Here is a 13368-nt window from a genome sequence, read left to right as displayed (position 1 = left end):
GATCGCCGCCTTGTGGTAGAATGCGCGGTCCTGACATCCCCCATTCCCTCACGCTGTTCGGGCCTTTCCCCCTTCGCGAAGGGGGAAATGTCGCGCAGCGACAAAGGGGGATGCCCAACCCAAAAGGACCATCGAAAAACTCGCACACTGCGTTAATTAGGATGGGGAAGGAAGCCAGCAGTGCGCTTTACCGCTCGCCAGACGACCTTCGGGTAGCACCGTTGGATGGACGGCATCCTTATGCCTGATCATCGAAACCGCTGGGCCTACCACGAAACCTCCGAAGGTGCTGATTCGCCAGTTGTCCTGACGAAAATGTCTGTGGGTGAGGTTCTTAGCATTGAACCGCTACCCCATAGCTTTTCGTCAGTGGGAATACGGTAAATAACGCGTGGATGTACAGCACTGCTTTTTTGAGACTCGCTGTGTCTTTCCTCCGCGCTCGGCATCCCCAATGCACGCTTCGAACGCGGACTATCATCGGGGGGCGAACCGGCGGATTCGAAGCCAACCGTTCAGGCAGGACGAGCGGATTCGTCGCCGCTGGATACAGTCCACCGGAGTTGAGCGCCTATGTATCGCCTTCGTGCATTTTTCGGTGGATCGTGCGGTGGCGCATGGGTACGTTGGGAGCGTATTCGCTGAAACCGCTTCCAACCTCTGCATCCCTCTATGTCTTTTTCGAACACCGCCGTGGTGGGCGCTGGCACCATGGGCAACGGCATTGCTCACGTCCTTGCACTGAATGGGTACACCGTAACGCTGATCGATGTCAATGAGGAGGCGCTCGAACAGGGCACCGACACCATCGCATCCAACCTGCAGCGCCAGGTCAACAAGGAACGCATCACCGCTGCTGAGCGCGAGGCCACGCTCGACCGTATCCGCACGCATACTGATCTCGCCCAGGCGGTGTCGGATGTTGAGCTCGTCATTGAGGCCGTAAGCGAAACGACCGATGTGAAGGGCCCGATCTTTGAGACGCTGGATGAGGCGGCTCCCGACGATGCGATTCTCGCCTCCAACACCTCTTCGATCTCGATTACGTGGCTGGCGGCGCAGACAAGCCGTCCCGATCAGGTCATCGGGATGCACTTCTTCAATCCGGTGCCCATCATGAAGCTGGTGGAGGTCGTGCGCGGCCTCGACACCAGCGACGCGACATTCGACGCTGTGGAGCGCCTGGCACTCGACTTAGACAAGACGCCCGTCGAGGTGAATGATGCGCCGGGCTTTGTCTCAAACCGTGTGCTCATGCCCATGATTAACGAGGCGGTGTTCTGTCTCATGGAGGGCGTGGCCAGCGAAGAGGACATCGACACGGTCATGACGCTGGGTATGAATCACCCGATGGGCCCGCTCACGCTGGCTGACTTCATCGGGCTCGATGTGTGCCTGGGCATCATGGAGGTGCTGCACCGCGAGCTCGGCGACGACAAGTACCGCCCATGCCCACTCCTTCGTAAGATGGTGACGGCCGGTCACCTCGGACGCAAGTCGGGACAGGGCTTCTATTCGTACGACGGGTAGTGCTCTAACGCCTTATAGGACCCAAGGTACCACCCATAGGCTGTCATTTTGAGCGCAGCGGAGCGGAGTCGAAAAATCTCCTCATCTCGGCTGTTTTGCTCTCATAGGGAGAGATTCTTCGTCGCCTCGCTCCTCAGAATGACAGAATGTGGGGGAATGCTGCTATACCCCGCAACTTAAGTTAGATATGTTGCGCACAGCGCTTTCCTCACACCGCCTCATCGACACTGCGCTCGGTGGGGCGGTTTGTGTTTAGGGGATACAAGGCGCCCTGCTCATCCCTCTTCATGCTTCTCGTACGCTGCAATGATGTCGCGCACCAGGCGGTGGCGCACCACGTCCTTGGGCGTCAGGTATATAAAGTCGATGCCGGTGATGCCTTCCAGGATGTGCTGCACCTGCACCAGTCCACTGCGGCGGCGGTCCTTCAGGTCGGTCTGTGTCACATCGCCAGTAACGATGGTCCGGCTGTTGGGTCCAAGGCGCGTCAAAAACATTTTCATCTGGCCGGTGGTCGCGTTCTGCGCCTCATCCAAGATGACGAAGGCCGACTTCATCGTCCGCCCGCGCATGTACGCCAGCGGAACGATCTCCACACGGTTCGTCTCGATGTACTCGGCCAACGTGTCGTGCGGCATCATGTCGCCGAGCGCATCGTAGAGCGGCTGCAAGTACGGATCGATCTTCTCGTAGAAGTCGCCCGGCAGAAAGCCCAACTGCTCGCCCGCCTCTACCGCCGGACGCGCCAGCACGATCTTCTTGACACGGTGCTCTTTCAGCGCGGCCACGGCCATGGCCACCGCCATGTAGGTTTTGCCGGTGCCCGCCGGGCCAATCGCAAAAACGACGTCGTTGGTGCGCGCCGACTCGACCAGTTTGGCCTGGTTGGGCGTACGCGGACGAATGGCCTCGCCGTCGGGGGTGTGCAGCACCACATCGGCATCGGGCGTGTTCGCTGTTGGGGCCGGATCGCTGTTCGACTGCTCCAGGGCCAGCACCGTCTTCACGTCCTCCTCGGCCAGCGCGTCGTTGCGCTCCAGGAGCACCATCAGTTCTTGAAAGACGGCATCAACGGCCTCGACCACCTCTTCGGGGCCCTCAACATATACGGTGGTGCCGCGTGCAGTAATGGATGCTTCCGGAAACGCCTGCTCGACTGTGCGCAGATGCGCATCGTTGAAGCCAAACAGGAGGAGCGGATCGGTGTCTTGAATGCTAAAACGTTTCTCAGCCAAGGACAGTGTAGCAAACCGGGGAATCAGAACACGAAAGGGGCGCATTGGCCCCGCCGCATGTAGTATGTACCGTTTCAGCGTTTGTTTGCCATATGCCCGACCTGATTGTATCGTTCACGAAAATGGAAGGCGCCGAAAACGACTTCATCGTCGTTGACAATCGATTCTTCCACTTTTCTGATGCCGAACTACAGGCGCTGGCCCGCCGCTGGTGTCCGCGCCGCCGGGGCGTAGGGGCCGATGGCGTGCTCGCCCTGCATCCGCCCGAATCCGCATCGGCACAGGGGGATGCAGAGGACCGTGCCTCCACAGCACCCGTCCCCGACTTTCGGATGCGCTACGTCAACGCCGATGGCTCCATGGCCACGATGTGCGGCAACGGCGCCCGGTGCCTGGCGCGCTTCGCTGCCAATGCCGGACTCGGCTCCCCACAGCAGGACCGCACGCGCCTTACCTTCAGCACAGATGCTGGACGCTACACGGCCGATGTACCGAACGACCCCAACGCTCCCGTGCGCCTGTGGGTGCCTGAACCCTCGCGCTACACGGCTCATGTCACGCTGCAGACCGCCGACTCCGCCGGATTCGACTGGCACCAGGTCTGGTCGGGCACCGAGCACATTGTTGCGTTTGCAGATGCAACGGACGCGCTGAACGAAGCACCGCTCGAAACCCTGGCCCCGCCCCTGCGCCACGACGACGCGTTCGCCCCCGAAGGCACCAATGTGAACCTGGCGGCTGTGATCGATGCCCACACCGCCCGAATGCGCACGTACGAAAAGGGTGTGGAAGCCGAGACTGCCGCCTGCGGCACCGGCGTGCTGGCTGTGGCAGCAGCGGCCTTACAGCAAGAGACGCTCACGCCGCCGATCACCATCCACACGTCAGGCGGCACGTTTCAGGTTGGCCCCGCATCCGATGACAAGGCGCCCGCCCCCTGGCATCTCGACGGACCGGCCCGCGCTGTGTACGAGGGCACGCTGAAATGGACGCCGTAAGCAGCGCGCAGATGATGAAAGCGGACATCCCACCTCACTCCTGCCACACGTAGTCGAACAGAAGCACCGCAGCGGTGATGGTCGTGCCGGCGAACCCGATCAGGGTTAGGACCTCATCTTGCGCGGCGCGCCAGGTGCCGCCTGTTAGGGCGATGCGCGTGGCCTCGACCACCGACAGCAGGAGTGGCATCAGCACCGGAAGCAGCAGCACGGGCAGGAGCGGGCCGCGCTGCCGCGCCCGAGCAATCAGCGCGCCCAGCAGCGTGGTGGCCCCCGACAGTCCCAACGCGCCCAGCACCAGCACGCCCACGAGCAACCCCGGCGCGCCCACCGACACATCCAGCATAAGCACAAAGAGCGATACGGCCACCACGTTTAGTCCGAGCACCAGAAGCACGGTAAACAGCAGTTTTCCGGCAAAGACCATGCTTCCACGCACGTGCAGCTGCAACAGCAAGAGCGTGCCTGCCTCCGCCTCGCTCACAAACGCACGGCCCAGCCCGATCGAGGCCGAGAACAGGATGACAATCCACAGCAAGGCCGACTGCACGGCGGGCGCCAGCGTCTCTTGGCCCACAGCAAACAGCACCAAAGCCAGCGTTGTGAGCACAAACAGCCCAAGCATGTTCAGGGCGACCCGCTGACGCAGCTCAATCTGCACGTCCTTCTGAAACACCGCCCAGGCCCCGACCAGCCAATCGGTCATGCGTGTACAATCAATTCGTTCAACAAATCCGGTTCAACATAACCCCCAATGTGTCGTATAGCAGATGCATTGTGATGCAGGGAGCATATGCTGCTCTCTACTACACCGATGCCCGCTTCATACGTTGCGCCTATTTATCATCTTCGATTCTGTATGACTACCGATACCTGTCTGGGGACGCTGCTTGGCACAGCCGTAGGAGACGCGCTTGGCATGCCTGTTGAAGGCCTAAGCCATCAGAACATTCGCACCTATTACAAGGGCATCAAGGAGTACCGCGACGATGATGGGCGCGGCGATCTTTCGGCGGGGCAGTGGACCGATGATACGCAGTTCACCTTTGCGGTGGCTCGTGTGGTGGCTACGGCAGCGCCCGACCAGTGGCCTGCCGAGGTGGCTGCCGAGTACACCGCGCTACAGGACGAGGCGCGCCGCTGGGGACCTACCACCACGGCTGCCATTGAGCGTCTGGCCAATGGCACACCGCCGCTAAAGGCCGGACGCGCCGAACGCCCCACCGATGGCGCGGCCATGCGTGCCGCTCCGCTCGGACTCTGGTGGGCGGCCTCCGATCTCAATCGGGATGCCGCCTTCCCACCCATCCGCGACATCCTTTCGGTCACGCATGCCCACCCTGCCGCGCTTGCTGCCGGATGGGGCCAGGCCGCCGCTACTCGCTATTGCGCCACGCATCCGCTCGACACGTTCGACCGCACCGACTTCTGGGAGCATCTGGTGGATACGACAACCTGGGCCGAAGAAAAGCTGGGTGACGATGCCCGCGTGTCCGATCGCCTGAAGCAGCTTAGCGACCAACTCCGCGAGTTCCCGCTCGATCTGCGCGACGTATGCAACGGCGCCAATGTAGCTGCCGATGAGGCGTGGCCCTTTGCTGTTGCCATGGTGGCCCGCGCACCGCAGCTTCTCGAAAATACGCCGCTCTCGGGCATCAACGTGGGCGGCGATGCCGATACCACCGGCGCGATGATGGGCGCGCTGCTGGGCACGCTGCACGGCTGGGATGCCTTCCCCGACGAGTGGAAAACCGGCCTCGAAGCCGCCGACCACCTGCGCCAGCACGGCGAATCCTTTGCCCGCCGCATCCTGCCTGCGGAGTCTGCCGCGTAGCCCGCTCGTTGTCCCCGCTCCCCCGCATCCTCCTACTGCTGTATGTCCACTCCGATTGCCTCCCTCCGCGATGCGTTCGTCCGCCCCGGCCCCGACGAGGCCGTAGAACTGCGCGCCTTTACGCATGGACTGATGCCCAGGCGCGTGCCCACCATGATGCAGCGCTTTGCTGAGGACTGGAGCGGGCGCGGCGTGGATGCCTGGAACCACGTGCCCAATCACTGGCAGCCCGCCGCCACAAACGGCTCCGAAGAGAACGTGGGGTGGTGGACGCTGCCCATGTTTCTGGGCGATGCCTTCATTGCCCCGCTGTTGGGCGCGCCGCACGGCACCTGCATCATGCAGCCGCATGTGCACTGGACGATGCAATGCCTGCTCTCGGCGCCCGAGGTCATTGAGCGCGGAAATGAGGTGGTGCTCGTTGACAGTGCGTTTCCGTCGGTGAAGCACAGCGTGCACCGCTGGCAGGCACTGAACGGACTCACACCCGCCGTCGTGGATCGCCCCGCACACGGGCATGTCGATGTGGAGCGCGTCATCGACCGCATTGGGGCAGACACGGCGATGGTCGTGCTCAGCCATGTGGGCTTCACGACCGGGCAGCGCATCCCCGACCGCGAACTGCGCGCCGTGGCCGACGCGGCTCATGCTCAGGGCGCGCTCTTCGTTATCGATGGCTACCACAGCGCATGCACCTTTCCCATTCAGGTGGATGCGCTGGGCGTGGATGTCTACATGGGTGGGCTGCTAAAAGAAGGCTGCGGCTCCTCGGGCAACAGCTTCGTCTATCTGCGCGAGGGGTTGGAGCTCACCCCGCGGCTTACGGGCTGGTTCGGAAATGCCGAGCCGTTTGCTTTCAATGACACGCCCCAGCCGCACCCCGACGTGCGCCGCCGCTTTCTGGGCGGCACCACCGCCGTCGCCTCGCTCTACCATGCCGTAGAAGGTGTGCGCCTGCTCCTGGAAGCAGGACTCGACACTGTGCACGCTCACACGCAGCGCCTAAGCCAAATCGTCATCGACCGTGCCGACGAGGCTCCCTTTTCCATGCGCTCGCCGCGCGATCCGGACCAGCGGAGCACTCTGCTTGTGCTGGAGGTGCCCGAGGCGCACAAGCTCTGCGAATACCTGAAGACCCAGCACATCTACACCGACAGCCGCAAGAACCGCTTCCTGCGCATGGCGCCGTTCGTGTGGAACACCAAAGCCGACATGCACCGCGCCCTCGACGTGCTCACCGAGACCCTCGAAACCGGGGCACATCGCGACTTTGCGCCAGAAACCAGTGGACCCGTCACGTAGCATCGTCTCGGAGCGTCTCGGGGTCTGCATCCGGTTCGGGTTCAGCAGGATGCGCAGGCGTCCAGTTGAACAGTGCCGTCATGGCCTCGAACAGCTCTGGATGCTCCGTGCGCACCGCCTCGGGCTCCTCAAAGAAGTGCTCCACCGCCACCGCAAAGAACTCCGACGGCGCCGTGGCCGCATACGGATCGAGAATCGACGTGCCCCGCTCTACCTTGCGCATCTCGGTGCGAATGAGCTGCTGCCACGCCGCTGCCGAGCGCCCGTCCACGAGCGAGGGGACGCCATCGGGCCCGGTGTTGTCGAAATCGAAGAGATGCGCCAGCTCGTGCAGCACCACGTTGTTGCCATCGCCCGGATGCTGCCAGCTGGCCCGCACTGCTGGAGCCGACATGATGAGCGGGCCCTGCTCGTGCGCCATGCCGTCGTAGCCCGCATCGCGGCTCCCGTCGTACGCATCGTCGAAGTGGCCCGGGTAAAAGAGCACCGTGCGCGTGCCGGGCAGCTCCCAATCGGGCAGGCCGTGCAAGAGCAGCGCCGCCGCCGCGGCCACACTCAGGCGCAGGTCGTCGGTCACTGGTACGCCGCGGATGCCCTCGAAGTCGAACTCATCCATCAAAAACAGCACGTCGCGTTCAAAGCGCTGCTGGCTGTCGGCGTCGAGGGCGGTGTACGGCGGGATGCGGGTGCGCAGCCACGTGCGCCAGTCTTCGGGCAGCCCCGCTTGCGCGCGCTTCCACCGCTGGTAGGGGCGGCGGAGGCCCAGGTATGCGACGACACCCGCAGTCCCGAGCCCCACGAGTGCGCCCGCTGGATGCACCTGCCACCCAATAGCAGCCAGGCCCGCCCCCAGAATGAGCGCGAGTCCAGCCGTAGTCCAGATCGTGGAAGAGCGGAAGGCGCGCATGCGATGGATCGCGATTATTGAGTGAGGGACTGTGTGTGGCGTGTACCCGTGGACGGCGGAGTTATTCCGTAGGGATCTCCCATAGCCGGGTAACTCGTGCCGAATGCTTTCGGTACCGCATGCATCCCTGGCGGAAATACGACCGAATAGATGCGACGCTGTGGGTCGGACGCAGGAGCGTCCTCTGCCATTGCACCGACGGGGGACCGTCGGGGCCAGGTTATTCCGTAGGGGTACGGCGCGCCGTGCTTCGATGAACGCCTGGGATCAGGGTTCTTTGCTTACACTCGTCGCATGGCTCCGCCGTGCGACGCAGGCTGTTCAGGGGCACAACCGGCATGACCCTTCAGGCCCCTCTACCCCGCTCTAACCTGGCCTAAACACCGCCGGGCGTAGGTTCGCAGGCTACAAGTCGCTAAACACGTACGCGCCATGCCTCGACCCAGGGAAGGCGACAGCGTGCGCACTGCGAACCACAGGGCCCAGGACCGTACCTTTGTCCAGCGAGACAGCGATGCGGAGCGGCTCCTACCGGGCGTAAGCGCGAGCAAAGAACGAAGAACGGATGAGCGCGGCCTGTGCATCCCCAAACTGAAGAACAATTGAGAGCGGGCTGGGTACGGAGAGGTTGCGCAACAGCCATTGACAAGATCGTCACATCCTCCACACCGACCGACTGGATCGTATGGGCGTCATGAACAAGCTCCGGGAAAACACCGGAGTCATCCTTTGGATTCTCGTTATTTCGTTCGGCGTTATTTGGACGCTGCAAGACTCGGACGTGTTTAACACGGTCGGGCAGCCTACGGGCAATATTGCCGTGGTGAATGGCGCCGACATCACGTACCAGGAGTTCCAGCAGGCGGTGGAGCAGCAGATGCAGCGCATGCGCGAGCAGATGGGCGGCGACGTAACGCCGCAGATGCAGGACATGGTGCGCGAGCAAACCTACACGCAGCTCGTAAACACGCAGCTCATTGAGCAGGAGATGGACCGCCTGGGCGTTGACGTGACCGATGCCGAGGTCATGGACATGGTCTACGGCGACAACCCGCACCCGGTGATCCGCCAGCAGTTTTCCGACGACTCCGGCCAGGTCGATCAGCAGCTCATTGCCAACCTGGCGCAGAACCCCGAAATGCGCCAGAGCTGGCTGCAGCTTGAGGACTTCCTGCGCGAGGAGCGCCGCCAGAACAAGATGAACACGCTGCTCCAGTCTACGGTGCACGTGTCGGAGCGCGATGTGCAAGATGCGCACTTCCGCCAGAACGCAGCGGCCGATGTGCAGTACGTGGCCCTGAATTACGCCTCGGTCAGCCGCGACGAGGTTGAGATTACCGAGTCGGATCTGCGCGACTACTACGACGAGAACCGCGAGGACTTCCGCCGCGAGCGCACCTACGAGGTGCAGTACGCGTCGCTGCCGAAGGTGCCTACGGCTGAAGACTCAGCAGCCGTTGTGGAGGACCTGGAATCCCTGCGCTCTGAGTTTTCCGCCACCGACGACGTGGCCGGCTTCCTGGATCGCAACGGGTCGGCGGTGTCGTACACTGAAGAGTTCGTAGAGGCATCATCGCTGCCGACTCCGGTAGCCGAGGCGGTGTTTGCGGATCCGACACCGGGGCGCGTAACCGACATGGTCGTTGCAAATGGCAACGCACAGTTCATTCGTATTATGGGCACCGAGCCGGTTGAGGAACCGGAAGATGGGGAGCCCGATGTGGCCGTTGACATTGCGCAGATGGCGCTGGAAATTCGTCCCAGCGTGGCCACCCTGCGCGACCTTGAGGACCGCATGGACGATGTGGCGTTCTATTCCGACGAAGGCGACTTTGAAGAGGAAGCTGCCAATCAGGATGCGCCGGTAGATGAGCTTACCGCCCAAGACGGCGATGTGACGTTCCCCAGCCTGGGGCAGAGCCGCGCGCTGCGCGACTTCTTGTCGAGCGCCGAGGAAACGGGCATCATCAGCGACGTCATTGAGCTCGACGACCGTTTTGTGGTGGCCCACCTTACGGGCATCCAGGAAGCGGGCTACCGCTCGTTTAGCGATGTTGAGAGCCAGATTGAGCCGCGCGTCTTGCAGCAGAAACGCAAAGCCGTGCAGGTGCAGCGCATGCAAGATGCGTATCAGGGCGCGGCCTCGCTGCAAGAGCTGGCCGACGCCCTCGACACGCGACTGCGCACCCGCGACGGCGTGGGCTACGACGACAATGTTATTCCGGGCCTGGGCCGCGACCTGGCCTTTACCGGCACCGTCTTTGGACTCGAATCAGGCGAGCGCTCCGGCGTTGTGGGCGGCGCCAACGCCGCGTACGTCGTTGAAGTTACGAACTGGAACGATCCCGAGCCGCTCACCGACGCCCAACGCACGCAACTGCGCGAGCAACTGCGTGCCCAGCGCCAGCAACAGGTCGTGAACCAGTGGATCGAATCGCTCCGCGAAGAGGCCACCATCGACGACAACCGTGCGGCCTACTTCTAATCGTACCGCCGTACAGCACACCAATGGCAAGCGCACTGCCTGCACGAAGCCCTGTTGCCCATCTTGTGGCAAGAGGGCTTCGCGCGTTTAGCCGCTCACCGTATTGCCATGTTTGGTCGCGGCTATATCCTAAGCGATAGATCTCTTTATAAAAGCTTTTCCTGGGGCGAACGGTCCCCCGTTCGCCCGTAGAAGCACATTCAGTGCAGGCTACAAAATAGTTGACGTCATTTATGACCAAGCCGCTGCCCTTCGTTTTCCATGTTCGGATGCGCCATGTCGATTCGTGATGCGGTAGCTTCGGTTTTGGCGGATGCAGAGGTCGGCACTGCGCCCGTGGTTGTAGGCGTAAGTGGCGGCATCGACTCGATGGTGCTGGCGCATGCGCTGGCCGCAGAAGGCGCACGCGGCGTCATTGTACACGTCAACTACGGACTGCGGCCCAGCGCCGATGCCGACACCGCGCTGGTGCAGGACTGGGCCGCTCGGCACGTGCCCAACTGGCCCGTCGTGGTGCATCGTCCGGATACGCTCAGCGGCAATACGCAAGACGCCGCGCGCCGGGTGCGCTATGCCGAAATGCACCGCGTGGCACGCGCACACGGAAGCCGGACCGTGCTCGTAGCGCACCATCAGCGCGACCAGGTTGAAACCGTGCTGCTGCACCTGCTGCGCGGCACGGGACCGCGTGGACTGGCGGGGATGCCGCGTTCACGCCTGCTGCAAAACGACCCCGATGTGCGCCTGTGGCGTCCGCTCTTGCACACCCCGAAGGCGGACATCGAAGCTTATGCCGAGGCCCACCGCGTGCCGTATCGCGCTGACCCGACCAACACGCGCGCTGACTACACCCGCAACCGTCTGCGTCACGAGGTGCTGCCGGTGCTGCGCGACATTGCATCGGACGCAGAGGCGCGCATCGACGACACCGCCCGGCTGCTGCGCTCATACGTAGATGGGCACTGGACGCCTGCACTGCGCGAGCGCTTCGATGCCGCGTACACGTCTACCCCGCACGGCGGACGCCTGGACCTAACAGCCATCCGCGATGCAGCCCCGGTCATGCAGACAGCTCTGGCTCGCACGCTACTGCGCAGGGCCTGTCCCGAAGCGGCCCACACGCAGGCTGTGGCGGAAGCCGTTGCGGATCTGACGGATGCCCAGGTCGGGCGTCGTGTGGAGGCCGGAGCCGCAACGGTGTGGCGCACGCGCACGCACCTGGAGGTCGTTGCCGATCCGCCTACACTCCTCGATCCGCAGCCAGTGTCGCTCGCAGGTCCGCCCGTCCAACTGCCTACGGGCACGCTCCACTGCGCCGAGACCGATGTGCCGGAGCAGCGCACGCTCCGTGAAAGCTCGAACATCGCCTATGTGGATGCAGCGCAGTGGCATCCCCCCGTAACCGTACGCCCGTGGCGAAAGGGCGACCGCCTGCAGCCGCTGGGCATGACCGGCCACAAATCCGTGAGCGATCTCCTCACCGACGCCAAGGTGCCGCCGCACCGGCGAGCCGAGCAGCTGGTTGTTGTGGATGCGGAGCACATTCTGTGGGTGGTGGGCCATCGCATCCACCACGCCGTGCGTGTAACCGCTTCCACCAATCGCGTTGTGCAGATGCGCTGGAAACCACGCCCGAACGCGGGTGAATAGTCAGTTTGTCGCTACCATTTTCCGACACGTCTGTGTATGTTGATGCGTGTTGCATCGACCCACCCTTGTTCACAGTTGACGACGATCCCGATGTCTTTGACCCGCGACTTGACCGACACGACCCCTCAGGCTCCTGATACGACGCTCACGTGCCGCGGTGAGCAGTTCCGTCTGTATCTGACTGATGAGGCCATTCAGGAGCGCCTGCAGGAGATTGGCGACGCCATCAGCGAGGAGTACGAAGGCCGCACGCCCATTCTGGTAAGCGTGCTCAATGGTGCGTTTATGGTGACCGCCGACCTGATGCGCTACATCACCATCGACTGCGAGATTGACTTCATGAAGCTGTCGTCATACGGCGATGAGAAGGTCTCCAGCGGCGAGGTGACCGAGCTGAAGCGCATTGATGCGAACCTGGAAGGCCGCGACGTGATTGTGGTTGAGGACATTGTGGACACCGGGCTCTCCATGCAGTTCATTTTGAACATGATGGAGTCGCACCGCCCGGCCTCGCTGCGCACGGTTACGCTGCTCCACAAGCCCACCTCGAACGACACGAATGTGCCGCTCGATTATGTGGGATTCAACATCCCCGACCTGTTCGTGATTGGTTACGGCCTCGACTACGGCCAGATTGCCCGCAACCTGCCCGACATCTACATCCTGGATGAGGAGTAGCGGAGCGTTCCTCGGGCGAGTCCCCGTTTAGCCAGCACGCTCTCGACGCCAACAAAAAAGCAGCCCGCTCCCTATCGGAGCCGGCTGCTTTTCGTGATACTGTACGACGTCCGCAGAGCGCTTACAGGCCCTTCAAACGTGCGGATACGTTGGCTACGCGGCGGCCCAGATTGCGGGCGGAAAGGAGTTCTTCTTCCACCGGCTGCCGCGAGCCGTCGCCGCCGGCCAGCGTGGCGGGGCCGTAGGGCGAACCGCCAATACCGTCAGTGGTCAGGATCTGCGGATTCTCGCCGTAGGGCAATCCTACGAAGATCATCCCCAGATGCAAGAGCGGCACCAGGCTCGTCAGAATGGTCGTCTCTTGTCCGCCATGAATCGTGGCGGTGGAGGTGAACATCGCAGTGGCTTTGCCTTCCAGCTCGCCGTTCTGCCAGAGCGCGCCCGTGCTGTCGATGAACTGCTTCATCTGCGCGGTCATGTTGCCGTAGCGCGTGGGCGAGCCCCAGATGATGCCGTCGGCCCAGCGCAGGTCGTCGTGCGTCACTTCAGGATGCTCGCTCATGGCCTCTTGTGCCTGCACGTAGGCATCCTGGCCGCTCATGGCCTGGCGGGCGCCCTCCAGCTCCGGAATGCGACGCAGTTGCACATCGGTATCCTCGACGCCTTCGGCCCCTTCAGCCACGGCCTGGGCCATCTGGTAGGTGTGTCCGTACGATGAGTAAAACGGGATAAGAACGTTAGTCGCCATA

The 13368-nt window shown here is 62.8% G+C and carries 11 protein-coding genes; 7 read left to right on the top strand and 4 right to left on the bottom strand.

What is annotated here, in order from left to right; all coding sequences use genetic code 11:
* Nucleotides 1-672 precede the first annotated feature (672 nt).
* Nucleotides 673-1530 (top strand): 3-hydroxybutyryl-CoA dehydrogenase, encoded by an 858-nt coding sequence (locus tag CRI93_RS13820; RefSeq protein WP_098063233.1) that lies wholly within the window; start codon nt 673-675, stop codon nt 1528-1530.
* A 275-nt stretch (nt 1531-1805) separates the two neighbouring features.
* On the opposite strand, the gene CRI93_RS13815 is transcribed toward CRI93_RS13820, so the two are convergent.
* Complete coding sequence (locus tag CRI93_RS13815) at nt 1806-2765, bottom strand: PhoH family protein (protein ID WP_098063265.1); 960 nt, start codon at nt 2763-2765, stop codon at nt 1806-1808.
* A 92-nt stretch (nt 2766-2857) separates the two neighbouring features.
* Between CRI93_RS13815 and dapF the strand changes: the two genes are divergently transcribed.
* Nucleotides 2858-3763 (top strand): diaminopimelate epimerase, encoded by a 906-nt coding sequence (gene dapF, locus CRI93_RS13810; protein WP_098063232.1) that lies wholly within the window; start codon nt 2858-2860, stop codon nt 3761-3763.
* Between the two features lie 34 nt (nt 3764-3797).
* On the opposite strand, the gene CRI93_RS13805 is transcribed toward dapF, so the two are convergent.
* A complete protein-coding gene (locus CRI93_RS13805; protein ID WP_098063231.1) occupies nt 3798-4469 on the bottom strand; it encodes a heme exporter protein CcmB in 672 nt (223 codons plus the stop codon).
* 153 nt (nt 4470-4622) lie between these two features.
* On the opposite strand from CRI93_RS13805, the gene CRI93_RS13800 reads away from it, so the two are divergent.
* Entirely contained in the window at nt 4623-5597 is a 975-nt protein-coding gene (locus CRI93_RS13800) for an ADP-ribosylglycohydrolase family protein (RefSeq protein WP_098063230.1), read from the top strand.
* Nucleotides 5598-5639: 42 nt separating this feature from the next.
* A complete protein-coding gene (locus tag CRI93_RS13795; protein WP_098063229.1) occupies nt 5640-6899 on the top strand; it encodes an aminotransferase class V-fold PLP-dependent enzyme in 1260 nt (419 codons plus the stop codon).
* On the opposite strand, the gene CRI93_RS13790 is transcribed toward CRI93_RS13795, so the two are convergent.
* A complete protein-coding gene (locus CRI93_RS13790; RefSeq protein WP_098063228.1) occupies nt 6892-7806 on the bottom strand; it encodes a zinc-dependent peptidase in 915 nt (304 codons plus the stop codon). The two genes, CRI93_RS13795 and CRI93_RS13790, sit on opposite strands and share 8 nt — an antisense overlap.
* Before the next feature lie 694 nt (nt 7807-8500).
* Here CRI93_RS13790 and CRI93_RS13785 point away from each other — a divergent pair.
* The 3 genes from CRI93_RS13785 (at nt 8501) to hpt (ending at nt 12619) form a co-directional block, all read left to right on the top strand.
* Nucleotides 8501-10291, top strand: a complete 1791-nt coding sequence (locus tag CRI93_RS13785) for a SurA N-terminal domain-containing protein (protein ID WP_245850547.1) — start codon at nt 8501-8503, stop codon at nt 10289-10291.
* A gap of 276 nt (nt 10292-10567) precedes the next feature.
* Nucleotides 10568-11941 (top strand): tRNA lysidine(34) synthetase TilS, encoded by a 1374-nt coding sequence (gene tilS, locus CRI93_RS13780; RefSeq protein ID WP_176521882.1) that lies wholly within the window; start codon nt 10568-10570, stop codon nt 11939-11941.
* 90 nt (nt 11942-12031) lie between these two features.
* On the top strand, nt 12032-12619 hold the full coding sequence (gene hpt, locus CRI93_RS13775; RefSeq protein ID WP_098063225.1) for a hypoxanthine phosphoribosyltransferase: 588 nt from the start codon (nt 12032-12034) through the stop codon (nt 12617-12619).
* A 121-nt stretch (nt 12620-12740) separates the two neighbouring features.
* On the opposite strand, the gene wrbA is transcribed toward hpt, so the two are convergent.
* Nucleotides 12741-13367: an NAD(P)H:quinone oxidoreductase gene (wrbA, locus tag CRI93_RS13770; protein WP_098063224.1), complete on the bottom strand. Its 627-nt coding sequence runs from the start codon at nt 13365-13367 to the stop codon at nt 12741-12743.
* Nucleotide 13368 lies beyond the last annotated feature (1 nt).

The sequence above is a fragment of the Longimonas halophila genome (assembly GCF_002554705.1).
Lineage (GTDB): Bacteria > Bacteroidota > Rhodothermia > Rhodothermales > Salinibacteraceae > Longimonas > Longimonas halophila.
Note: the sequence above shows the minus strand (reverse complement) of the source record. Positions and strands in the feature narration are given on the sequence as shown.